The organism is Glutamicibacter protophormiae (assembly GCF_014647495.1).
GTDB classification, from domain to species: Bacteria; Actinomycetota; Actinomycetes; order Actinomycetales; family Micrococcaceae; genus Glutamicibacter; species Glutamicibacter protophormiae.
Genome location: NZ_BMPH01000011.1, coordinates 108,846 through 131,009 on the forward strand (window position 1 = coordinate 108,846; position 22,164 = coordinate 131,009).

Below are 22,164 nucleotides of genomic sequence, written 5' to 3' on the forward strand. Positions count from 1 at the left end.
CCGGGACGCAGGCAAGCCCCGACCTTGCGGTCGGGGCTTGCCTGTTGGTTTCTAGCGTTTCGCGTTGGTCGCCTGCCGGCGGCGGCCCCGGCGGGAGGTCACGGCCACGTCGTCGGGCCCGACGGCACCCAGCTTGGATTGCTGGCGGATGCTGATCAGGTGCAGCAGCTCTTCCTCTGCATGCTCACCGGGCTGGACCCCGCGGGGCACCCGGAACAGGAAGAACATTCCCAGCAGCCACCAGGCTCCGAACAGCGCCCACGGCTGCCAGGTGATCGCCGCCGGCATGCCCGGCAGGTACAGGGAGATCAGGCCGGCGCAGAAGAGCACCGACAGGACGCCGATGACCTGGCCGAAGTTGCCCTTGCCGCCGATGCGCAGCGGGCGCGGCATCTGCGGTTCGCGGCGGCGCAGGATCAGGAAGGCTACGCCGACCAGCAGGTAGGCCATCACGATGGACGGCGAGCCGGAGTCGACCAGCCAGCCCAGCATCGCGGTGCCGAAGAACGGCGCCAGGATCGACAGCCCGCCGATGAACAGCAGCGCATGATGCGGGGTGCGGTACTTCGGATGCAGCTGGGCGAACCAGCGCGGCAGCATCCCGGACTGGGCCATCGCGTACATCAGCCGCGAGGCGCCCATCAGCAGCGAGTTCCAGGAGGTCAGGATGCCCGCGATGCCGCCGGCGATCAGGATCTTGGCCATGACCTCGGAGTTGAACAGCGCGCCCATGGCGTCGGCGGTGGCCAGATCGGAACCGGCGAGCGCGGCCGGGCCCAGGCCGGAGGAGGTTGCCAGCACCACCATGACGTACCAGGCGGTGGCGATCAGCACGGAGATGATCACGTACTTGCCGATCTTGCGCGGCGGGATGTCGCATTCCTCGGCGGACTGCGGGATGACGTCGAAGCCGACGAACATGAACGGAACAACGATCATGACGCCGAAGAATCCGGCCAGCCCGTTCTCGAAGAACGGTTCCATGTTGCGGGTTTCGCCGCCGGCGAAGGACCCGGTGAGCAGCATTGCGCCGATGATGAACAGGAAGATCACCACGAAGGTCTGCACCACGCCGGCGGTCTTGATGCCGCGGATATTGATCCAGGTGATCACCACGGCACCCAGCACGCCCACCAAGGCCCAGGTCAGGTAGACCTCGGAGCCGGCGATGTCCCAGAGCTTGATCTGCGAGAGGTTGGGGAAGATGTACTGCACCGATTTGGGCAGCGCGACCGCCTCGAAGGCGACGATGGTGATGTAGCCGCCGACGATGGCCCAGGATCCGGCGAAGGACCAGCGGGCTCCCATGGCGCGCAGCAGGTAGTTGTGCTCGCCGCCGGCCTTGGGCATTGCCGCCACGAGCTCGGCGTAGGTCAGGCCGACCACGGCCATGATGCCGCCGCCGACCAGCATGGCCAGCGAGGCGCCGATCGGGCCGGCGGTGGTGATCCAGTCACCGGTGAGCACTACCCAGCCGAAGCCGATCATGGCTCCAACGCCGATGGCCAATGCATCCCACTTGCCGAGAACCTTTTTGAGTCCCTGCTCAGTGCCTTGTTGGTTCGCCGCTGCTCGCGTCATGCCAACCCCTTTCAAGATGATGATGTGGATCACACTACGAAAGAGGTGGGGAGAATTCTTTGGATAAAAGAACCAAAGTGGAGGTCGAAAGATCTAAAAAGAATCTGGGCGGCTAGCCGGCGACGAACCTCTGATTAGGCCTTTTGCTTGGATCCGGCGCCCTTGACCAGCGCCCGGTCGACTTCGTGAATTCCCAGGCAGAAACCCACCGAAAGGATGAGCGACTTGATGGTCAGCTCGCTGATGTCGTCGGGAACGTAGACCAGCTGCACCGGCCCGGCCAAGATGATCAGGACCAGCGCCCAGATGTTGTAGGCCCAGGAGGTCTTTGCTTCCATCATCTGCGGGTGCCGCGCCCGGCGGCGGACCGTGCGCACGGTCAGCACGATGATGACGACCGCGAGGATGGCGGCGCCGAGGAAAAAGAAGTTGCGCTGGGTCCTCAGCCACGCCAGGGTCGAGCCGACCAGGATGCCGGCCAAGGCCGAAGCCCACCAGCTGATGGAGCGCAATTCGTGCGGCGTGGTCTCCGAGCTTCCGGTGGATTTACCTGTCGCCATTGCGCTCCTTCCCGTTTTCACTAGCCCGCCTGCGTTGACAGGCACTATTCCAAGAATACGCGGTGCATTGGCCAGACGTGAACGCGGGCCCTCCTCCCGGCGCGCACCGCCCGGGCGGCCGCGCCGCGCTCGGGGCGCGGCCGTTGCTCAGAGAATCAGGGTCCAGAGCACCACGGCGGGTTCGTCCCCGGGGTTTTCCCAGCTGTGCGGTTCGCGCCCCGGGAACGTCATGGTGTCCCCCGCGGCGAGCTCGACCCGCTGCTCGGGAAGCACCAGCGTGAACACCCCGGAGGCCACGTGCAGCACTTCGAGTTCGCAGTCCACCGAATACAGCTCAGCCTCTCCCCTGCCGCGCGGTTCCACCTCGGCGCGGATGACCTGGACGCGCTTTTCGCCGCGCGGGGTGACCAGCTGCTCGGTGATCCCCGAGCCGCCCAGCGAAATCCTCGGCGCCTCGCCCAGGCGCACCAAGGTGGTGTCGGGGACCTCGAACAGGGTTCCGACCTCGATACCCAGCACCTCGCAGAGCTTGAGCAGCGTGGAGACCGACGGGCTGGTCAAATCCCGTTCGACGCGGGAAAGAAAACCCTTGGTCAGCCCGGACAGCTCGGCGACCTGGTCGATCGTCATGCGCTGCTGCTGGCGGATGCCGCGCAGTCGTGCACCGATGTTGATTGATGAGCCTGAGGGTTCAACGGGCAGAGCTTTCATCAGTGGGGCACCTGAACCTGTTCTCTCGGAGGATGGGCAGCGACCGCGGGCGTGTTCTCCTGCCGGCCGTTGCGCGCCCCAGTTTACCAATACGCAACATCCGTCCAGCCTGGACGGAAGATTATGACACCTTTCGGGCAGGCTTCCCGTTGGCTGGATCCGGTATCCGCCGGCCGGGGCCCGCGCCTACACTCGATCCATGGACTCCACCCCGAACAGCACCGCCGCCCGGCTGCGGGAATACCTGAACGATGCGCGCCAAGCGGTGATCTTCAAAAGCGGGCAGCTCAGCGAGGAACTGGCCCGCCAGCCCATGACCGGCACCGGCACCCACATCCTGGGGGTCGTGCACCACCTGGCCATCACCGAGTACGGCTATTTCGGGTTGTGCCTCAACCGGCCGGTAGACGACCCCTACGCGCGGAAGCTGTTGGAGCTCGATGACCCGCAGGCGGATTTCATCCCTCCGGCAGACTTCTCCGCACAGCAGGTCATCGACCTCTACCAGCGGGCCATCGAGTTCGCCGACGCAGGATTCGACGAGCTCGAGCTCGCTTCCCCGGCCGAAGTCCCCTGGTGGGTCCGCCACCGGCAGACCACCCTTGAGCGCCTGATGGTGCACATGATCGCCGAGACCTCGCGCCATGCAGGCCATCTGGACATCGTGCGCGAACTGCTGGACGGGCAGGTCGGGCTGCGCCCCGAAGCCCCGAACCTGCCGGACTACACGGCCCGGCAATGGCAGGAGCAGCGGGACCGGCTGCAGCAGGCCGCCGACTCGAAGCGCGGCAGCGGCTAGGGCGTTGCCCGGCGGTCATATTACGGAACGGAACTTCACTGCTTAATCGCGCGAAGGTAGCATCGGCAGTGTTGCTTCACGAGACGCGGCGCCAAGCTCCGACTGGCCGCGCACCAACCCCAGGTTCATGGGTGGTTCGGATGAAGAAGCGGTCCGGGCATCAACCGATGCACGGGCAAGAGCTCAGCGAGAGTTGTCCCTGCCATGGCATTTTCCGTCCTCCCCATTATCGATCTGCAAACCGGCCAGGTGCAGTTCACGGTGCAGGGCCGCTGGCACACCCGCTATATCGCCGATCCCGCGCATCTTGAACGGCTGGTCTCCCGCTCCTCCCGGCGCCCGGTGTTCGATCCCCGGGGTGGGGAGCTGGTGGTGTTCTTGGCGGCCGCCGGACAGCCGGACGGGCGCAGGTGCGCTTTTAGGCTTGCCAAATTCCCCGGCACCATCGCACTGGCTAGAGTGAGAGGCTGAACAGAACCCCGGGTTTCGTTGAGAAATCCCAAGCCGTAGGAGAGTCATCCTCGTGATGCCGCAACACCCCGCGACGCAGCCCACCCCCGCCCAGATCCGCCGCTGGCGCAAGTACGTTGCGGACGAGGTCGCCGAAGGCGCGATCTACCGCGCGCTGGCCCGAAGGAAGACCGGACAGGAAAAGCAGATCCTGCTGGGCCTGGCCGCGGCCGAGGAACGCCACGAGGAATACTGGCGCACCAAGCTCGGCGAGCATGCCCGCCCGGTACGGCCCTCGCTGCGCCGCAGCTTCCTGCGTTTCCTGGCGCTGAGCTTCGGCTCGGTGTTTGTGCTGGCGCTGGCCCAGCGGGCCGAAAGCAGCACCCCCTACGCGACCGATGCCGATGCCTCCCCGCAGATGGCCGCCGACGAGCAGGTCCATGAGGAAGTCGTCCGCGCCTTGGCCACCGCCGGCCGCGCGCAGCTGTCGGGCAACTTCCGCGCCGCCGTCTTCGGCGCCAACGACGGCCTGGTTTCCAACCTGGCCCTGGTCATGGGCATCGGTGCGACCGGCGTTTCCTCCGGGCTGGTGCTGTTCTCCGGCATTGCCGGCCTGCTGGCCGGCGCGCTGTCCATGGCCGCGGGCGAATACGTCTCGGTGCGCTCCCAGCGCGAGCTGCTCACCGCCTCGCGCCCCACCCAGGTGACCCTGACCGCCGCTCCGGACCTGGATCTGGACGCCAACGAACTGGTGCTCATCTACAAGGCCCGCGGCATGACCGACGAGGACGCCGAGCACCGCGCCGCCGAACGCATGGGCCTGTTCACCTGCGACTGCAACCCGTCCTTCTCGCTGAACCCGGAAGCCCGGGCCGAAGAACTGGAGAACGAGCACGAGGAACTGGGCTCGGCCACCGGCGCCGCGGCGACCTCCTTCTGCCTGTTCGCCTCCGGCGCGGTCATTCCGATCCTGCCGTACATCTTCGGCATGTCGGGCCTGGCCGCGATCATCACCTCGGTGCTGCTGGTCGGCGCCGCGCTGATGATCACCGGCGGCATCGTCGGGCTGTTGTCCGGGGCTTCGCCGATGAAGCGCGGCCTGCGCCAGCTGGCCATCGGCTGGGGCGCCGCCGCCGTCACCTACTGCCTGGGCCTGCTGTTCGGCACCAACGTCGCCTGAGCCCCGCTGGCCCCGTCAGCCAGTCCCGCGGCCGTCGCCTGATCCACCAGGCGGCGGCCGCTTCCGTTCTCAAAACCTGGTGCGCCGGCGCAGCGGCTGCATGCCGCCGATGAATTCCACTGCCTCGGCCACCGAATCGACCAGCGCGATCTTGTCCTCCATGGTCTGCTCGGCGGCCAGCGCCTTGAGCAGCTGCCAGGCCGGCAAGGTGCGGGTCCAGTGCTCGCGGCCGACCAGCACCAGCGGCACCACCCTGGCCCCGGTGGCGTAGTAGTTCTCGCAGGCGTCCTGGAAGATCTCCTGCACCGTGCCCGCGGATCCAGGCAGCACCACGATCCCGCCGTTGGACTGCTCCAGCAGCAGCGCTTCGCGGGTCGAATTGGCGAAGAACTTGGCGATGTGCGTGGCGAACAAGTTCGGCGGCTCGTGCCCGAAGAACCAGGTCGGCACCCCCAGCGACGTGCGTTCCGAGGGGAAGCGGGCCTTGACGGCGAGCGCGGTGCGCGCCCAGCCGGTGCGCCGGCGGATCGCATCCGGCTCGGCGGCCAGCATCTGCAGGGCCGTGGAGACCTCCGCCGGCCCGTAGTCGGCCAGCCACGCCCCGGCGTTCGCTGCTTCCATGGCTCCCGGTCCCCCGCCGGTGGCTACCGCGTATCCGGCGCGGGTCAGCTGCGCGCCCAGGTCCAGCGCCTGCGCATACCGTTCGGTGCCGCGGCTCAGTGCATGCCCGCCCATGACCCCGATGATCGGGGTGTCCTTGAAGGCGCCGTCGTAGACCTCGGCGATCAACGCCTGCCCCACATGGTGGTCGTGCAGCGTTGCAGCCATCGCCTGGTCGTCGGTGAGCGACCGGCGCGGGCCGTGCTGCTGCGAATAGGTGTAGATCAACGCGTCGGGCACGTGGTCATAGGTCTGGCTTCGGATTCCCTCGTACAGCTCCTCGGGGGTGTACAGGCCTCGGCCGCTGGTGCGGAAGGGCAGCTGCTCGCCCGAGTCCATGCACAGGCCGCCGGTGCGCTGCACCAGGGCGCGGCCGGCCTCGCTGAACTGGCAGTCGATGAACAGCGCCTCCGCCAGGTCCAGCGCCGCGAGCTCCGTATCGCGTTCACGCAGATCCACCCGGTGCACACGCCAGCTGCGGCCGCGGGAGCGCTGGAAGCCCAGCGCTTCGGCCGCCAACCTGTCAAATTCTGCCAGTGAAGTGATGTTCACGGCTCGCGCCGGAAGATACGGCCAGACTTGGGACATGGCTCCACGCTACGTGACAGTTAGGGATTATTCACAGTAGGGGGCTCTCAACTTTCACGACGGGCCAGAACGTGAAACGATAAGCGGATGACTAATGCTGTTCCACCGACCATCGACGCACGGCATCTGCTGGCGTTCCTGGGCAACGTTCCCTTCTTCCACGGCAAGAAACTCGCCGACGAAGCCAATGCCGTGGTCGATGTTGAATTCGAGGAGTCATCGGGGCAGATCGAAGGCACCGTGTTCGCCGGCGGCGAGGACTTTTCTCCCATGATCCAGCTGCGCCGCGGCGCCTCCGGATGGGAAATCGACTCGGGCGAATGCAGCTGCGACACCCGGGGCATCTGCCCGCACATCGCCGCCCTGGTGCTGACCTCCAACAAGCTCTCCGGGCTGGCCAAGGCGGCGACCAAGCTGGAAGAGAAGGTTGTCACCACCTGGTCCAAGCAGGCCGACACCTGGTATGCCGAACGCGAGCCGCTCCCCAGCGACGGCCTGGTCGGCTCCCCCCACGACCCGGTGGTGCCGATGGCGCTGCAGTTCCTGCTCTTCGACGCGAAGAACACCACCCAGCAGCAGCAATGGCTGCCGGTCAGCAAGCTCCCGCATGCCACCCACCGCAACCGCCGCTTCCGCCTGGGCGTACGCCCCATGGTGCGCAATTCCGAAGGACGCTGGGTCCGCGGCCAGCTGCGCTGGACCACCATCGGCTTCAAGACCTTCGGCTGGAACCTGCTGCGCGCGCAGCACCACTGGTTCTGCCGGTTCGCGGCGATGTCCCGCAGCAACACCCAAACGAATTTCAAGACCGACGAAGACTGGCTGTTCCTGGACGAGTACTCCTCGAACCTGCTCTGGCCGTTGCTGGACGAAGCCCACGAGCTGGGCATCGAGCTGATCGGCACCCGCAACGACCTGTCGGTCCTGGTCGCCGGGCAGTCATGGACCGAACTGGTCGCAGGACTCGACGAGCGGGAGAACCTGCAGGTGCACGGCGTGCTGCACACCGCGGGCCAGGACCTGGCGCTGGAGGACTACAGCCCTGCCGGAACCATCGGCAACCACGGATTCTACATCCAGCTCGACGACCCGGAGCAGATCCTGATCGCCCCGAGCCTGGACCGCCTCTCCGACAAGCAGCTGAACTGGTACGACTCGCACCAGCGCCTCCAGGTGCCGGCGGAGGACCACCAGTTGTTCTTCGATACGGAATACCCGCGCATGGCCCGGACCTTCGGCGTGCGCAGCACCTCCGAGGCCCTGGTCTTCCCCGAGCTGAAGCCGCCGTTCGTCCGCGCCAAGGTCGACTACAAGGTGGAGCAGACCGCGGAGGGTTCCAAGGAATCGGCGACCCTGGACTTCTCCATCAGCTACCCGGGGGTGGACGACGAGCACAAGCCCCACGACGCCCAGGCCGAGGGCTTCCTGCGTGCAGCGGTCAACGAGGTCTTCGAACGGGTCATGGGCGCCGGCAACCCGGACTTGTCCCCCAAGTTCTACTCGGGCGAGCAGATGATCACCTTCGTTTCCGAGCTGGTCCCCGCCCTGGAGGCGCTGAACACGCTCAAGCTGGAGGAAACCGGGCCGCGTCCGGTCTACCGCCAGCTGCGCGAGCTGCCCAAGCTCAAGATCAACGCCGTGGACCACGAACGCAACGACTGGCTGGACTTGGGCCTGCTGATCTCCGTCGGCTCCCACGAGGTGCCGTTCGCTGACATCGTGAAGGCCATGACCAACGGCGCCATGAAACTGAAGCTGCCGGACAATTCCTGGTTCTCCCTGGACCAGCCGATCTTCGCCAAGCTCAAGGAGCTGGTGGACGAGGCCCAGTCGCTGAACGACAAGCCGAAGGACGCCGACCTGAAGCTCTCGGTATTCCAGATCTCGCTGTTCGAAGAACTGGACGAGCTGGCCGAGGGCATCGACGGGGCGGACCTGTTCATCGGCCGCATGCGCTCGCTGCTGCGGGTCGCCGAAGGCGGCCAGGCCGCCGTGCCGGACACCCTGCAGGCCACCTTGCGCCCCTATCAGGTCGACGGCTTCCGCTGGCTGGCCCGCCTCTACCAGGGCGGCTTCGGCGGCATCCTGGCCGATGACATGGGCCTGGGCAAGACCCTGCAGACCATCGCCCTGGTGCTGCACGCCCACAAGCTGTGGGAAGACCCCGAGGCCTGCGCCGAATTGCCGCCGGCCCAGCGGGTGCGCGCACCATTCCTGGTCGTCGCCCCGAGCTCCGTGGTTTCCAACTGGGAAATGGAGGTCCGCCGCTTCGCGCCGAGCCTGCGGGTCATCAGCATCGATTCCACGCTGGGCGACGCCCGGCAGCTGCGCGAGCTGGCCGAGGGCTACGACGTGGTGCTCACGACCTATACCCTGCTGCGCCTGAACGACGAGATCTACGAATCCCAGCGCTTCGCCGGGCTGATCCTTGACGAGGCCCAGTTCGTGAAGAACCGTTCAACCAAGGCCCACCGCACCGCGGTGAACCTGCAGACCAACTTCAAGCTGGCGGTGACCGGCACGCCGATGGAGAACAACCTCTCCGAGCTCGGCGCGCTGCTGTCGCTGACCTCCCCGTCGCTGTTCGTGAACATCAGCCGATTCAACCGCCAGTTCGCCCGCCCCATCGAGGTGCTGGGCGACAAGGAGACGCTGGCCCTGCTGCAGCGCCGCGTGAAGCCGTTCATGCTGCGCCGCACCAAGGAATCCGTGGTGCTGGACCTGCCGGCCAAGCAGGAGCAGCAGGTGCTGGTGCGCCTGTCCGACGAGCACCAGCACGTCTACGACACGCACCTGAACCGCGAACGCCAGAAGATCCTGCACCTGGTCGAGGACCTGGACAAGAACCGCTTCACCATCTTCCAGTCGCTCACGCACCTGCGCATGCTCGCGCTGGAGCCTTCGCTGGTCGATCCGGAACTGGCGGGGATACCCGGCTCCAAGCTCGAAGCGCTCTTCGACCAACTCGACGATGTGCTCAACGAAGGGCACCGAGCGCTGGTGTTCAGCCAGTTCACCTCGTATTTGAAGGTGCTGGCCGAGAAGCTGACCGCGCGCGGAATCAAGTTCGTCTACCTTGACGGCAGCACCCGCAACCGCGCGGAGGTCATCCAGCAGTTCAAGGAGGGCGAGGCCCCGTTGTTCCTGATTTCGCTGAAGGCCGGCGGCTTCGGGCTGAACCTGACAGAGGCGGACTACTGCTTCCTGCTTGACCCGTGGTGGAACCCCGCGGTGGAGGCCCAGGCGATCGACCGCACCCACCGCATCGGCCAGACGCGCCAGGTGATGGTCTACCGCATGATCTCCAAGGGAACCATCGAAGAGAAGGTCGTGGCCCTGCAGGATTCCAAGCGGAAGCTGATCAACACCGTCATGGACGAGGCCGACGGCTTCTCCAAGGCGCTGACCGCGCAGGACATCCGGGGCCTGCTCGAGTAACAGGTTGATTAACTCTTCGTGGTTTAGCAGGCGCTTACCAGCAAGACACGATATATTCAATATGCCACCTCATGTGCGTTACGACACACCGGACGCACGAGTCGGGCACCCCCATGGAGGTCTTCTCCAGGGGGCAGCGCAAGATGAAGGCGGTCATAACCGTGTCCCTGATCAAATCGGAGACTCTGAGTACACCGAAAGATGACTGGATGAACGCTTCGGTGACGACGGAAGCAGATCGTGTGGTGATTGAAACCGAGCAGGAGCGCCTGCTCTTGGAGAACGACCGGCTTCTGGAAAAAATCCGGAAAGTCCTCGCTTCTCCGCTGGATGAGATCTTCTATAACCCGAAGCATCGGATGCTGTTGATTCCGGGAGCCTTCGCGGTCATTGGATCCTCGTTCCTGAGGGTGGACACCGAGGCCGCAACCGGCCTGCGGGGCTAGGCGCCCCGAGCACTGCAATACCCCGGGCCAGCATCCCAGAGCCGGCTTGGGGCCGTTTCCCAAATCTTCTGATTCGTAGCCACAACGCCGTGGAGACGAAAAATGGCCGCCCGAGCCACGGTAATCCCGTGGCACAGGCGGCCATTGCGCTCCCACCCGGTCACACCGGGTTTGAAACCTCGTTTAGAGGGCTGCGAAAACTTCGCGCAGCAGCACGGCGGTCTCCGAAGGAGTCTTGCCCACCTTCACGCCGGCAGCTTCCAGTGCTTCCTTCTTGGCCTGGGCGGTGCCAGCCGAGCCGGAAACGATGGCGCCCGCGTGGCCCATGGTCTTGCCCTCAGGGGCGGTGAAGCCTGCCACGTAGCCCACAACAGGCTTGGTGACGTTCGCCTTGATGTACTCGGCTGCGCGCTCCTCGGCGTCGCCGCCGATCTCGCCGATCATGACGATGGCCTTGGTCTCCGGATCCGCCTCGAACGCAGCCAGGGCGTCGATGTGGGTGGTGCCGATGACCGGGTCGCCGCCGATGCCGATGGCGGTGGAGAAGCCCAGGTCGCGCAGTTCGAACATCATCTGGTAGGTCAGGGTGCCGGACTTGGAGACCAAGCCGATCGGGCCCTTGCCGGTGATGTTGTTCGGGGTAATGCCGACCAGCGCCTCGCCAGGGGTGATGATGCCCGGGCAGTTAGGGCCGATGATGCGGGTGATCTGGTTGCCGTCGGCATCGACCTTCGACTGGGCCAGGGCCCAGAATTCGGCGGAGTCCTGGACCGGCACGCCTTCGGTGATGACCACAACGAGGCCGACCTCGGCTTCGATGGCCTCGACGACGGCGTCCTTGGTGAACTTCGGCGGAACGAAGACGATCGAGACGTCTGCGCCGGTCTCGGCCTTGGCCTCGGCCACGGTGCCGTACACCTTGATTTCCTGCTCGCCGTGGGTCACGGTGGTGCCGGCCTTGCGGGCGTTCACGCCGCCCACGATGTTCGTGCCAGCCTTCAGCATCAGGGCGGTGTGCTTGGTGCCTTCGCCGCCGGTGATGCCCTGGACGATGACCTTGGAGTCCTTGTTCAGGTAAATGCTCATTGTTCGCTAATCCCTCTTACTTCGCTGCGTTGGCGAGCTCGGCGGCCTTGTCGGCGCCCTCGTCCATGGTTGCTGCCAGGGTCACCAGTGGGTGGTTGGCTTCGGCCAGGATGGCGCGGCCTTCTTCAACGTTGTTGCCGTCCAGGCGGACGACCAGCGGCTTGTTCGCTGCGTCACCCAGGGTGTTCAGCGCGCCGACGATGCCGTTTGCCACGGCGTCGCATGCGGTGATGCCGCCGAAGACGTTGACGAACACGGACTTGACCTGCGGGTCGTTCAGGATGACGTCCAGGCCCGAAGCCATGACCTCAGCCGAGGCGCCGCCGCCGATGTCCAGGAAGTTCGCCGGCTTCACGCCGCCGTGGTTCTCGCCAGCGTAGGCGACAACGTCCAGGGTCGACATGACCAGGCCTGCACCGTTGCCGATGATGCCCACTTCGCCGTCCAGCTTGACGTAGTTCAGGCCCGCGGCCTTGGCCTTGGCCTCCAGCGGATCGGCTGCGCCCTTGTCCTCGAGCTCTTCGTGAGCCGGGTGGCGGACCTCGGAAGCGTTGTCGTCCAGGGAGACCTTGCCGTCCAGTGCGACGATGTCGCCTGCGCCGGTCTTCACCAGCGGGTTGACCTCAACGAGGGTTGCATCCTCTTCCTTGAAGACGACCCACAGCTTCTGCAGGGTCTCTTCGACCTTGCCGCGCAGCTCCTCGGCGAAACCGGCGGCTGCGACGATCTCGGCGGCCTTTTCGGCGTCGATGCCGACCAGCGGATCAACGGCAACGCGAGCCAGCGCCTCCGGGCGCTCCTCGGCCAGCTGCTCGATCTCCATGCCGCCCTCTACGGAGCACATGGCCAAGTAGTTGCGGTTTGCACGGTCCAGCAGCACGGAGAAGTAGAATTCCTCGGCGATGTCCGCACCCTGTGCGATCATGACCTTGTTCACGGTGTGGCCCTTGATGTCCATACCGAGAATGTTCGATGCGTGCTCGAAAGCCTCGTCTGCGGTCTTGGCAACCTTAACGCCGCCAGCCTTGCCGCGGCCGCCGACCTTGACCTGAGCCTTAACGACTACGACGCCGCCGATCTTCTCAGCTGCGGCCTTGGCTTCTTCAGGGGTGTAAGCGACGATACCGGCAAGCACGGGAACGCCGTGTGCCTCGAATAGATCGCGCGCCTGGTACTCATACAGGTCCACGGGTTTGTGTCCTTCGTTCGAAGTTCATGCTGACTCGCGGCACAGTCACGGACCTGCGTCCGTGCCGTACCCAAAGAGAGCGCACCGCAACCAAATAAGCGCCGAAATGGCGCCATAGGCCGTGCGCATTTCTCAGACTATCCTTAGTTGCTCGATCTGCCCACTTTTACAAGCTGTAGAGATTCCGCAGGATTCAACGATTGGTTATCACTGTGACCAAGCCAACAGGCTTATTGGATTGACTATTCGACGATTTCGAGGGGAGCGTAACGAAGCAGGAGCCGTTTCTCGGAGTCCGGAAATTGGACTTTCGCCACGGTTTTATCCCCGGCGCCCTCCAACGCGATGACAGTGCCCAAGCCAAAGCTCGAATGCTTGACCGACTGCCCGACCTCCGGGATGACGATTTCCTTGTTCTGGACCACGCGCTGCTTTGAAACTGGCGCGGCGTTGTGCCCGCGGGCCGGGGTGTTCGCCATCGACGAACCCGACCCCCAGTGGCTGCCTCGCGCGTAGCGGCTTGTGGCGAAGTTGACCGCTCCCGACCCGAAGGACAGCCCCGAGCCGAAGGAGGATCCCTCGCGTTTCCAGTCGATCAGCTGGGCTGGGACCTCTTCCAGGAATTGGCTGGCCGGGTTGTACTGCGCCTGCCCCCAGAGGCTGCGCTGCTCGGCGCGCGTGAGGTAGAGACGCTCGCGGGCACGGGTCAGCCCGACATAGGCGAGGCGTCGCTCTTCGGCCAGTTCCTTTTCATCGGTCATGGATCGCTGATGAGGGAAGACGCCGTGCTCCATGCCGGTCAGGAACACCACGGGGAATTCCAGCCCCTTGGCCGTATGCAGGGTCATCAACGTCACCATGCCTTCGCGCGCCGCCATGGCGGCGCCCTCCTCGTCGCTCGGGGCTTCGGGGATCTGGTCCGCGTCGGCCACCAGCGCGACCCGCTCCAGGAAGCCGGCCAGACCGCCCTCGGGTTCGTCGTTCACGTAGTCGCGTACCACGGCGACCAATTCTGCGAGGTTCTCGACCCTGGACTCGTCCTGCGGGTCGCTGGAGGACCGAAGGGTCTCCAAGTACCCGGTCTGTTCCAGCACTGCCTCCAGCGCCTCGGCCGGGCCCGAGCCTTCGGCCACCGTCTGGAGGTCGTCCATGAGCGCCACGAATGCCGCAGTCATCTTGATGCCGCGGGTACCCAGACCCGGAGCCTCGTCCGAGCGGCGCAGCGCATCCATGAAGGAGATGCGCTCGCGTTCCGCCAACGCGGCGACCGCACCCTCTGCACGATCCCCGATGCCGCGCTTGGGTTCATTGAGGATGCGCCGGACATTGATGTCGTCCTCCGGATTCACCAGGGCGCGCAGGTAGGCCAATGCGTCCTTGATTTCCTTGCGGTCGTAGAACCGGGTCCCACCGACCACCCGGTATTTCAGGTCGACGCGCATCAGCTGCTCTTCGAGCGCGCGCGACTGGGCATTGGTGCGATAGAAGATGGCTATGTCGCCGGGACGCACATCTTCGTCGTCATTCAGCCGCAGGATCTCCTCGGCGATCCACCGGGCCTCGTCGGACTCCGACTCCCCCACGTAGCCCACGATCTGTTCGCCGTCGCCGCTGGCGGTCCACAGCCGCTTGTCATTGCGGTCCGGGTTGAGCTTGATAACCTCGTTGGCAGCGGTCAGGATGTTTTGCGTGGAACGGTAGTTCTGCTCCAGCTTGATCGTCGCCGCGTTCGGGTAGTCCTTCTCGAATTCGATGATGTTCCGGATATCGGCGCCGCGGAAGGCGTAGATGGACTGGTCGGAGTCGCCGACCACGGTCAGTTCTCCCGGAGGGGTCTTTCCGTCGGGGCCGGTGAGTTCGCGAACCAGCGAGTACTGGGCGTGGTTCGTATCCTGGTATTCGTCGATCAGCACATGGCGGAACCGGCGGCGGTAGTTGTCCGCCACCGCCGGGAACGCCCGGAACATGTACACGACCTGGCCGATCAGGTCGTCGAAGTCCAGCGCATTGGCTGCGCGCAACCGCTGGGTGTACCCACGGTAGACCTCGGAAACGGCCCGGGCGAACGGATCATTCGTGTTGATGGTCGCCGAGTAGTCCTCGTCGTCAATCAGTTCGTTCTTGAGCGAGGAGATCTTGTGCGCGATGGCCTTGGGAGTGAAGCGCTTCGGATCAATGTCCAATCCCTTGGAAACAAGGGTGATCAGGCGCAGCGAGTCTGCCGAGTCGTAGATCGAGAAGTTCGACTTCAAGCCGATGGTGGCGGCCTCGCGGCGGAGGATGCGCACGCACGACGAGTGGAACGTGGAGATCCACATCTTTTTCGCATGGTCCTCGCCAATGAGCTCGGCGGCACGTTCGCGCATTTCGGCCGCGGCCTTGTTGGTAAAGGTAATGGCCAGGATTTCGTGCGGCCGGGAGCGCCCCGTGGCCAACAGATACGCGATGCGATGGGTCAAAACGCGGGTCTTGCCCGAGCCGGCACCGGCGATGATCAGCAGCGGGCCTCCTGCGTAGCGCACGGCCTCTTCCTGCTGCGGGTTCATGCCTACAAGAAGTTCGTCCGCGGTTGGCAAAGCCTGAGGTGTGGGTTCAGGAGCGAAGTCATCAAAAAGGAAATCCATGGTGTAGCCAGTCTACGTGGCGCATTGGACAGTATCGGGATGCCGGTCGAGCGAACCGGGACACAGCCTACCGGGCATAATGGAAGGTATGGCAAAGAAGGTCAGGAAGTCCAAGGAATACCGCAAACCCTCCCAGTTCGTCGAGCAGCAGGGTGAGGTTTTGGACCGGAAGCTGAACAAACATAACGTTCAAAGCACTTCCCACGAGAACAAATCCAATCCCATGCTGCTGATCTCTGCCGGATTGGTCATCAGTCTTTTTCTGTTTATCTATCTCCACGGGATGGCGTTGAGCCAGATGTCTGACCTCAGCAACGGATTGTCCATGCCGGACCAGCGGGTCTTCGGCTACACGGTGGAGGATATTGAAGCGCTGCGCAGCGTCATGGACGAGGATGCCCGAGGACAGCTGAACTATGTTCACAAAACCGCAGGCATACTATTCCCCCTGTTCACCGCCGCGATGAGCATGCTGTTATTCATCCGTTGGATTCCGCGCCGCCAGACCCGACTGCTGGCTTGGTGCGCCCCGCTGGGCTTCGCCGTGGCCGATATAGTGGAGAATTTCGCCATCGATGCCTTGTTCTCCGCCGATGAGGTGACTGCCGGAGCCGTCATGCTCGCGTCGATCCTCACCACTATTCGGTGGGCGCTGCTGTTCATAACCGCCGGGCTGATCCTGGGGCTCGGCTTGTCCAGGGCCAACCGTTCACTGAGACGTAAAATGGCCGAGATCCGCGACCAGAGCTCCTGACGCGGCCGTGTGATTCCCCCGGCAAGTTCCTAGTAGGATAGTCTTGATGGTGTTTTCACGCCCAGCCTCTGTAGCTCAGTAGGATAGAGCGACCCTCTCCTAAAGGGTAGGCCGTCGGTTCGATTCCGGCCAGGGGCACCGAGATATCAAGGGCGCTTCCACACGAGGTTCATCGTGCGGAAGCGCCCATACTCGTCTGCTGCGCCAGATCCCTCGCTTCTGGCTCGGCATCGCGCCCGAACACGCAAAAGGGTGCGTCCCATATGGAACGCACCCAATGATGGCGTTGGGCCGAATAACGGCTAACGCAACAGCAAGGCAGTGGCCTTGGGTGACAGCGATGCGTCCATGACGACGCAGGCGCCGCCAACGGCTCCAACGTTGGCACCCAGCGTGGAAGTGCGGGTGTCGATGTCGTGCACCGTACGCAAGCCGAAACGGCGCTTGACCGCTGCATCGACGTCTTCACCGACGAGCTCGCTGACCTTGTCCCATTGCGGCCCCCCGAAGACGACCTCGCGCACATCCAGCGCGTTGGCCAACTGGCCGGCGACTTCGGCTGCCATGACCATGCTCTCAGTGACCAGTTCCTTGGCTACTGCATTGCCTTCGAGCGCCAGTTCGGTGAGGCGGTTCATGCCTTCTGCGCGCTGCTCGGGGCCGAGGACTTCGTAAGCTGGCAGATCCAGACCGCGTTCCTTGGCCTTCGCAGCGATGAACTCGTAGGAGGTCCCTGAAGCGAGGCAGTCATCGGCGCCGCACTCTTCGCAGAACACGGACTTGTGCCCCGTGGAGTAATGCCCGATTTCGCCGGCGTTGTTGCTCGAACCGTGGTGGACATCGCCATCGATGACGATGCCGGCACCGAAGCCGTGACCGCAGTAGACGAAAACGAAGTCGTCGGTCTTTTCTTCCTTCGACTGCCACAGTTCCCCAACTGCGGAGGCAATCGTGTCTTTCTCGATGATGACCTGCAGGCGCAGAAGCTTGCGCAGCGGATTAACGAGTTCAACGTCGGCCCAGCCGTCGAGCAGCGGTGGATTAATGACCACGCCTTCTTCGACGTTGACCGGCCCAGGCACGGCAATGCCAACTCCGACAATATGCTTCTTCGGAACACGGATCTCGGCGATGAGCTCCTTGACAGTAGTCGCCATCTGCTGCACGGTCTCAGAAGCCACTTCGAGGTTAGGAACCTCAATTCTGCGCTCGCGCAGGACTTCGCCGCGCAGGTTCATGGCTACGAAGGTCAGCACGCTGGGATCCAGGTGGATACCAATCGAAACCAAGCGGTTTCCTTCCAGCTCGAGCACGGTACGTGGCTTGCCCGGGCCGGAAACGATGGTGCGGTCTTCGCGCACGATGCCGTCGTCAAGCAGGCGACGCACGACATTTGAAATGGTCTGCGGTGACAGACCCGTCGAACTTGCCAGTTCAACGCGGCTGATTCCATCCGGTGCCCTACGGATGGATTCAAGAATTACGGCTTGGTTGAAGTCTCCCAAGCGCCCTAGGTTGGTACCCCGTCGCATTAATGCTCCATAGATCTATAAATTTGATGGATCGATCTTTCCGTTCCTCGGCCTTCACCTGTCACCACCAACTCGGTCAAAAAATTGCGAGTAATAAGACCACGGCGAACAACAACTAAAAACGTTGGAGATCCACTTAAGCACGTTACCACCTGCGACAGCTTCGCACACGCGATATTGTGAATTCATGCAGAAAAAATTGACGATATCAGCTGCTTGTTTAATCAACAACCAAGGAGAAATCCTGCTGGTCCGCAAACGCGGAACCAGCAAGTTCATGCAACCTGGCGGCAAACCCGAGAAAGGCGAGTCGCCTTTACAAACTGTCATTAGAGAAATTAAGGAAGAGCTCGGTGTCGACTTCGCGCCGGATGCACTAGAGTACCGCGGCGAGTGGCACGGTCCCGCCGCCAATGAGGCCTCCACCTCGATCCACGCACATCTTTTCTCGGGACACCTCAGTGGCAAGCTCGAACCATTGGCCGAGCTTGAAGAACTCCTTTGGATCGACCCGAAGAAGGCGCTGCTGCGCGACGATCTCGCGCCGCTGTTGCGCGAGCACGTGCTGCCATCCGCGATTGCTCGCGCCGGAGCCTAGTCGAGGACTCTTGACTCCGACGGCAAGGGATCAGCCGGCTTGGAGGTAGACATCCCACGAGTCATCGATGTGGTTGAGCCCCGAGACCAGATGCCCTCCGTAGCGTGGGCGATGCGGGGTGACACGAAGCTGCCAGCCGAGCTGGGCAAGCATCTTGTCGGCCTTGCGGCTATTGCAGGCCAGACAGGCCGCCACCAGGTTCTCCCACGTATTCCGGCCGCCCCTGCTGCGGGGAATGACGTGGTCGATGGTGTTGGCTGACTTGCCGCAGTAGGCGCAGGTAAAGCCGTCCCTACGGAGAACGCCCCTACGCGTGACATGATTCATGTCCCTGTAGGGGCGTCGTACATAGCGCTTCAAGACGATGACCGTTGGCCGCGGTAACTCGCCATGAGCACTGCGCACGGGGGACGAGTCATCCTGCAGGACGATGGTGGCTTTCTCCGCCATAACCAGTAAAAGGGCTCGGCGGAAAGTCACCACGGCCAAGGGCTCGTAGCCGGCATTCAAAACCAGTGTTCGCATCTTGCAGTACTTCCTTCTTGAACCGATAGCCACCATCTGGCATTGGTGGGGCTCGCGTTCCCTATGGAAAGGCTCTATCGCAAGCCTAAGGGATCAACCCGCTGCTACGTGAGGGTTCAAGACAGATATTCTGCGGAGTTCATCTATGAAGGCCAAGATGTTCATCCCGCTTAAAGCAATAGGCCGCCGAACGTATTTCACGTTCGACGGCCTATGGAAAGCTTTAGGCTCAGCGAGCCAGAGTGTAGTAACCGTACAGTGGGTTACGGCTCACCGAGTGGATCATGGTGTCCACGGTTGGGTTCTGTGCACCGATCATCTGACCGCCGCCCAGGTAGATGCCAACGTGGCCGCCACCGTTCTGGAACACCAGGTCGCCCGGCTTAGGGTTGCTGGTGCGCTTGAACTGGCCGGAACCCAGAATTGCCGAGGTGCCGCGGGCGATGTTGATGCCGTGCTGTGCGTAAACGTACTTCACGAAGCCGGAGCAATCCCAGCCCGAAGGGCCGTTGCCGCCCCATACGTATGGAACACCGACGTACTTAGCAGCGGTAGCCGCAATGCCGGAGAGGTTCGACGTGTTGACCGAAGAGGTGCTCTTGGCCTTCTTCTTGGTGCTGGTCGACTGGGTGGAGCTCGACTGGCTGTTGACGTTCTGCCGGGTCACCGGAGCGAAGTCATCCGAGGAGCTGCTGGAAGACGACTGATTCGCACGGGTGGTTGGAGCCGAGGCGTTCGAGCGGGTCGTTGGAGCCGACGCGTTCGAAGAAGTCGCGGAAACTTCATTGGCTACTGCGATGACGACCGGTTCCGGCTTCTCATCAGCAGTGAAGCTGGCTCGCTCGATATCCACCGAAGACTTCTTGTCAGCGGCAACGCTGACAGCCTTGACTGCCACGCGCTCTGGGTTGATCGTATCAACCGGAGCTGCGGAAACGTCGCGTGGGGCAGTGGCCTGGCCCGGTACACCCAGGGTGATGATCAGACCGGAAGCTGCAGCTACGACAGCTGCCTGACGACCTACAGAGCCGGCATTTGATGCAACAGCCTGCGAGATCGCTTCCAGAGAATTGGTACGTGGCACATCGGCGCGGCGACGTCCGTGAGTTTGACGCTTGGTCACTTTTTAAAGCCTCTCCTTGATACCTACGAGGTAAGCTGTCGGGTTCGAAGTGGAGTTACCTCGGTGGATTCGAAGTTTCCTTCTCTTCCACTTCACCCCTAGGGTTGTTAGTTCAAACTAACTACCCGATATTGGTTCCCCCGCCACTGCCGTACGAGTTGTTTATAAGTGCACATTGCGTGTTGGCAGTGCTCGGTTCTCACGCAATGTTGCTCAGAGGATCCCCCCTGGCACGCCTATAAGCCTATAGGATGATTTTCCAAATGTCACGTTTAGGTCACGGAATGGTGACGGAGATCGTTACAACCAGCCGGCGGGGTCTTTGAACTGCCCGTCGATGATGACGTCGAAGTGCACATGGCAGCCAGTGGAGTTGCCGGTGGTGCCGCTCAGCGCGATCAAGTCGCCGCGCTTGACCTTGTCTCCGACGTTGACCAGAACCTTCGTGTTGTGGCTGTAGCCGGTCTCCAGACCGTCGCCGTGGTCCACCATGACCCGGTTGCCCGAGTGGCCGGCCCATCCTGCGACTGTTACGGTGCCGGATGCGGAGGCATAAACCTCAGTGCCGCAGGCCACACCGTAATCTGTACCACCATGGATCATGGTGCCAGCGCCGGTCGGGTTGTTGCGGTGTCCGAAAGGCGAGGTGATGCGGTTCGACTTCACTGGACGGTCAAGCAGACCGGAAGTCGACTTGATGGCGGTCACCTTGCCGCCGGAAGCCGCCATGACCTCAGACAGCTTCTCTTCACCCGCCACATTGGGGTTCAGCTCTGAAGTCAAAGCTGCACGCTCGACGTCCAGGCCGGCCGACCCCGGTGCGGTTACGTCCACTACTGCGGAGGTTGCGGTGCGCTCGGAGGCAACTGCCATGTTCACGTCATCGCTGGACGAGCCCGAGAACTGCGGAGCAACAGCGGCAAGGGCCAGGCCCGAGACGGCGGCAACTGCGGCAACCTTGTGGCTAAATCCAAGTCGCGATGGCTTTTTGGAACCCGTATCCAGCTTCGAGATGAATTCAACGTTGCTCGAGATCTCTGCGGATTCCGGCTCGACAGCGATCGCACCAGGCAGTGCAATGACATTGCTGCCCGCTTCTTCCAGCACCAGCATCTGGCGGGTAGGGGCGATGCCGTAGCGTGAGCGTTCTTCGAAACGGCGGCCTACATAGTTGGCGTGCACGGGCGCTGCGGGCGCGATGGCTGCAACTGATTCGCTCGCACGAGATGCGCGGCGTCCGCCAGCGCGCTCGGTAGCGGCAGCAGTAATTTCGCCAATCACATCCAGCTCAACAACGGCGGCGCGACGGCCGGTCGTCTTGGTTTCTACCAAAACATTCCTCTCATGTAGCGCCTACGAAGTTAGCTGTCGGATTCGGTTCCTGAGAATGAACCGGCCTGCTTTTGGCAGGACTTCACCCCTAGACGTAAACGTCGGAAAGTGGGTCCCCCGCTATTGCCCTTTGAACTGACTTCCCACCTGCGCGCAGGGCAATACTAGGCGTTCGCGCAATACATGGGCCGGTGCGGGATAAACCCCACGCACCGTGCATTAACGTTACCCGTCAAACGGGAAAGTTACAATTTCGTTATCTTCTTTCGGCCTTGACGAATACATGGCTGCTGACCTCTACGGGAAGCTCCAAAGCGCCTTCCACACCCTGCACTCGCACGACGATGTAGTCTTCGGCACGTTCAAGGGTGACAATCGCCCCAGGGCGGATCCCGCCTTCGTTCAGCTGCCCCAGCAGAATCGGATCGGTCTGGATCGGTTCTGCGAGGCGCTCGATAGCCAGCGGGCCTTCTACGCCTTCCAAAAGAGCCTGGTCAAGGTTCTGAACCTCGGATGAGATTTCACTCACCTTCGGCCCACCGAGGACTTCCAGCCCCGGGATTGGATTGCCGTACGGCGAAACCGTCGGCTTGCCCAGAAGGTCGTAGAGGCGGCGCTCGACGCGCTCGCTCATGACATGCTCCCAGCGGCAGGCTTCTTCGTGGACGTACTCCCAGTCCAGCCCGATCATGTCTGCCAGCAGTCGTTCAGCAAGGCGGTGCTTCCGCATGACACTCGTAGCCAGCTCATGGCCTTTCTGGGTCAAGGCAAGATGGCGGTCGGTCGACACTACTACGAGGCCGTCGCGTTCCATCCGGGCTACGGTCTGCGACACAGTTGGACCGGAATGGCCCAGACGCTCTGCGATTCGGGCGCGCAAGGCCACGATTTCCTCTTCTTGAAGTTCAAGAATGGTACGCAGGTACATCTCGGTTGTATCGATAAGGTCAGACACGTCAGCCGCTCCTGGAAGTCACAACAATAAGTT

General features: G+C 63.1%; 19 protein-coding genes, 1 tRNA gene and 3 riboswitches. Of the genes, 8 read left to right on the forward strand and 12 right to left on the reverse strand.

The genetic code is table 11. The annotated features are described in order from the left end of the window. Positions 1-51 precede the first annotated feature (51 nt). The 3 genes from IEY43_RS13300 to IEY43_RS13310 all read right to left on the reverse strand — a co-directional run bounded on the left by IEY43_RS13300 (position 52) and on the right by IEY43_RS13310 (position 2,852). Entirely contained in the window at positions 52-1,581 is a 1,530-nt protein-coding gene (locus IEY43_RS13300) for an APC family permease (protein ID WP_188949061.1), read from the reverse strand. A 134-nt stretch (positions 1,582-1,715) separates the two neighbouring features. Continuing rightward, the gene (locus tag IEY43_RS13305) at positions 1,716-2,141 is read right to left on the reverse strand and encodes a hypothetical protein (protein ID WP_188949062.1); all 426 of its coding nucleotides are present in this window, start codon (positions 2,139-2,141) and stop codon (positions 1,716-1,718) included. A 147-nt stretch (positions 2,142-2,288) separates the two neighbouring features. Continuing rightward, positions 2,289-2,852 carry a helix-turn-helix domain-containing protein gene (locus IEY43_RS13310; protein ID WP_188949063.1) on the reverse strand — a complete coding sequence of 188 codons (564 nt, stop codon included), beginning with the start codon at positions 2,850-2,852 and terminating at the stop codon, positions 2,289-2,291. 199 nt (positions 2,853-3,051) lie between these two features. On the opposite strand from IEY43_RS13310, the gene IEY43_RS13315 reads away from it, so the two are divergent. From IEY43_RS13315 to IEY43_RS13325, 3 genes are all read left to right on the forward strand, one after another. After that, on the forward strand, positions 3,052-3,651 hold the full coding sequence (locus IEY43_RS13315) for a DinB family protein (RefSeq protein WP_188949064.1): 600 nt from the start codon (positions 3,052-3,054) through the stop codon (positions 3,649-3,651). Positions 3,652-3,725: 74 nt separating this feature from the next. Continuing rightward, positions 3,726-3,839, forward strand: a riboswitch (SAM riboswitch). 16 nt (positions 3,840-3,855) lie between these two features. Further along, entirely contained in the window at positions 3,856-4,122 is a 267-nt protein-coding gene (locus IEY43_RS13320) for a hypothetical protein (protein ID WP_188949065.1), read from the forward strand. A gap of 55 nt (positions 4,123-4,177) precedes the next feature. Further along, positions 4,178-5,281, forward strand: coding sequence for a VIT1/CCC1 transporter family protein (locus IEY43_RS13325; protein WP_188949066.1), 1,104 nt, complete (start codon positions 4,178-4,180; stop codon positions 5,279-5,281). 69 nt (positions 5,282-5,350) lie between these two features. Here the strand turns inward: IEY43_RS13325 and IEY43_RS13330 are convergent, their stop codons facing one another. Continuing rightward, a complete protein-coding gene (locus IEY43_RS13330; protein WP_188949067.1) occupies positions 5,351-6,529 on the reverse strand; it encodes an LOG family protein in 1,179 nt (392 codons plus the stop codon). Between the two features lie 87 nt (positions 6,530-6,616). Between IEY43_RS13330 and IEY43_RS13335 the strand changes: the two genes are divergently transcribed. Further along, on the forward strand, positions 6,617-9,967 hold the full coding sequence (locus tag IEY43_RS13335) for a DEAD/DEAH box helicase (RefSeq protein ID WP_188949068.1): 3,351 nt from the start codon (positions 6,617-6,619) through the stop codon (positions 9,965-9,967). Between the two features lie 113 nt (positions 9,968-10,080). Further along, positions 10,081-10,413 (forward strand): hypothetical protein, encoded by a 333-nt coding sequence (locus tag IEY43_RS13340; RefSeq protein ID WP_188949069.1) that lies wholly within the window; start codon positions 10,081-10,083, stop codon positions 10,411-10,413. Between the two features lie 183 nt (positions 10,414-10,596). Here the strand turns inward: IEY43_RS13340 and sucD are convergent, their stop codons facing one another. From sucD to pcrA, 3 genes are all read right to left on the reverse strand, one after another. Further along, a complete protein-coding gene (gene sucD, locus IEY43_RS13345; protein WP_188949070.1) occupies positions 10,597-11,499 on the reverse strand; it encodes a succinate--CoA ligase subunit alpha in 903 nt (300 codons plus the stop codon). A 16-nt stretch (positions 11,500-11,515) separates the two neighbouring features. Next, positions 11,516-12,688, reverse strand: coding sequence for an ADP-forming succinate--CoA ligase subunit beta (gene sucC / locus IEY43_RS13350; protein WP_188949071.1), 1,173 nt, complete (start codon positions 12,686-12,688; stop codon positions 11,516-11,518). 242 nt (positions 12,689-12,930) lie between these two features. Further along, complete coding sequence (gene pcrA / locus IEY43_RS13355) at positions 12,931-15,312, reverse strand: DNA helicase PcrA (RefSeq protein ID WP_188949072.1); 2,382 nt, start codon at positions 15,310-15,312, stop codon at positions 12,931-12,933. An 88-nt stretch (positions 15,313-15,400) separates the two neighbouring features. Here pcrA and IEY43_RS13360 point away from each other — a divergent pair, with 88 nt between their 5' ends. Both IEY43_RS13360 and IEY43_RS13365 read left to right on the forward strand, forming a co-directional pair. Continuing rightward, the gene (locus IEY43_RS13360; RefSeq protein ID WP_188949073.1) at positions 15,401-16,066 is read left to right on the forward strand and encodes a hypothetical protein; all 666 of its coding nucleotides are present in this window, start codon (positions 15,401-15,403) and stop codon (positions 16,064-16,066) included. 64 nt (positions 16,067-16,130) lie between these two features. After that, positions 16,131-16,204, forward strand: a tRNA-Arg gene (locus tag IEY43_RS13365). A 164-nt stretch (positions 16,205-16,368) separates the two neighbouring features. On the opposite strand, the gene IEY43_RS13370 is transcribed toward IEY43_RS13365, so the two are convergent. After that, positions 16,369-17,598 (reverse strand): ROK family transcriptional regulator, encoded by a 1,230-nt coding sequence (locus IEY43_RS13370; protein WP_188949074.1) that lies wholly within the window; start codon positions 17,596-17,598, stop codon positions 16,369-16,371. A gap of 187 nt (positions 17,599-17,785) precedes the next feature. Here IEY43_RS13370 and IEY43_RS13375 point away from each other — a divergent pair, with 187 nt between their 5' ends. Further along, positions 17,786-18,196, forward strand: a complete 411-nt coding sequence (locus tag IEY43_RS13375; protein ID WP_188949075.1) for an NUDIX hydrolase — start codon at positions 17,786-17,788, stop codon at positions 18,194-18,196. 30 nt (positions 18,197-18,226) lie between these two features. On the opposite strand, the gene IEY43_RS13380 is transcribed toward IEY43_RS13375, so the two are convergent. The 4 genes from IEY43_RS13380 to IEY43_RS13395 all read right to left on the reverse strand — a co-directional run bounded on the left by IEY43_RS13380 (position 18,227) and on the right by IEY43_RS13395 (position 22,131). Next, the gene (locus IEY43_RS13380) at positions 18,227-18,721 is read right to left on the reverse strand and encodes an HNH endonuclease (protein ID WP_188949076.1); all 495 of its coding nucleotides are present in this window, start codon (positions 18,719-18,721) and stop codon (positions 18,227-18,229) included. A 229-nt stretch (positions 18,722-18,950) separates the two neighbouring features. Beyond that, positions 18,951-19,844: a C40 family peptidase gene (locus IEY43_RS13385; RefSeq protein WP_188949077.1), complete on the reverse strand. Its 894-nt coding sequence runs from the start codon at positions 19,842-19,844 to the stop codon at positions 18,951-18,953. Positions 19,845-19,849: 5 nt separating this feature from the next. Then, positions 19,850-20,014, reverse strand: a riboswitch (cyclic di-AMP (ydaO/yuaA leader). A gap of 130 nt (positions 20,015-20,144) precedes the next feature. Then, positions 20,145-21,176, reverse strand: coding sequence for a M23 family metallopeptidase (locus IEY43_RS18220; RefSeq protein WP_229777403.1), 1,032 nt, complete (start codon positions 21,174-21,176; stop codon positions 20,145-20,147). 2 nt (positions 21,177-21,178) lie between these two features. Beyond that, positions 21,179-21,349, reverse strand: a riboswitch (cyclic di-AMP (ydaO/yuaA leader). Positions 21,350-21,432: 83 nt separating this feature from the next. Beyond that, entirely contained in the window at positions 21,433-22,131 is a 699-nt protein-coding gene (locus IEY43_RS13395; protein ID WP_188949078.1) for an iron-dependent transcriptional repressor DtxR, read from the reverse strand. Positions 22,132-22,164: the final 33 nt, after the last annotated feature.

What these genes read in the sequence shown, in the direction of transcription:
- IEY43_RS13340 (WP_188949069.1), top strand. Translation starts at nt 10,081, where the DNA reads ATGGAGGTCTTCTCCAGGGGGCAGCGCAAGATGAAGGCGGTCATAACC.
- IEY43_RS13320 (WP_188949065.1), top strand. Translation starts at nt 3,856, where the DNA reads ATGGCATTTTCCGTCCTCCCCATTATCGATCTGCAAACCGGCCAGGTG.
- IEY43_RS13300 (WP_188949061.1), bottom strand. Translation starts at nt 1,581, where the DNA reads ATGACGCGAGCAGCGGCGAACCAACAAGGCACTGAGCAGGGACTCAAA.
- IEY43_RS13380 (WP_188949076.1), bottom strand. Translation starts at nt 18,721, where the DNA reads ATGCGAACACTGGTTTTGAATGCCGGCTACGAGCCCTTGGCCGTGGTG.
- IEY43_RS13370 (WP_188949074.1), bottom strand. Translation starts at nt 17,598, where the DNA reads ATGCGACGGGGTACCAACCTAGGGCGCTTGGGAGACTTCAACCAAGCC.
- pcrA (WP_188949072.1), bottom strand. Translation starts at nt 15,312, where the DNA reads ATGGATTTCCTTTTTGATGACTTCGCTCCTGAACCCACACCTCAGGCT.
- IEY43_RS13310 (WP_188949063.1), bottom strand. Translation starts at nt 2,852, where the DNA reads ATGAAAGCTCTGCCCGTTGAACCCTCAGGCTCATCAATCAACATCGGT.
- IEY43_RS13325 (WP_188949066.1), top strand. Translation starts at nt 4,178, where the DNA reads ATGCCGCAACACCCCGCGACGCAGCCCACCCCCGCCCAGATCCGCCGC.
- IEY43_RS13330 (WP_188949067.1), bottom strand. Translation starts at nt 6,529, where the DNA reads ATGTCCCAAGTCTGGCCGTATCTTCCGGCGCGAGCCGTGAACATCACT.
- sucD (WP_188949070.1), bottom strand. Translation starts at nt 11,499, where the DNA reads ATGAGCATTTACCTGAACAAGGACTCCAAGGTCATCGTCCAGGGCATC.
- IEY43_RS13315 (WP_188949064.1), top strand. Translation starts at nt 3,052, where the DNA reads ATGGACTCCACCCCGAACAGCACCGCCGCCCGGCTGCGGGAATACCTG.
- IEY43_RS13335 (WP_188949068.1), top strand. Translation starts at nt 6,617, where the DNA reads ATGACTAATGCTGTTCCACCGACCATCGACGCACGGCATCTGCTGGCG.
- IEY43_RS13305 (WP_188949062.1), bottom strand. Translation starts at nt 2,141, where the DNA reads ATGGCGACAGGTAAATCCACCGGAAGCTCGGAGACCACGCCGCACGAA.
- IEY43_RS13360 (WP_188949073.1), top strand. Translation starts at nt 15,401, where the DNA reads ATGGCAAAGAAGGTCAGGAAGTCCAAGGAATACCGCAAACCCTCCCAG.
- IEY43_RS13375 (WP_188949075.1), top strand. Translation starts at nt 17,786, where the DNA reads ATGCAGAAAAAATTGACGATATCAGCTGCTTGTTTAATCAACAACCAA.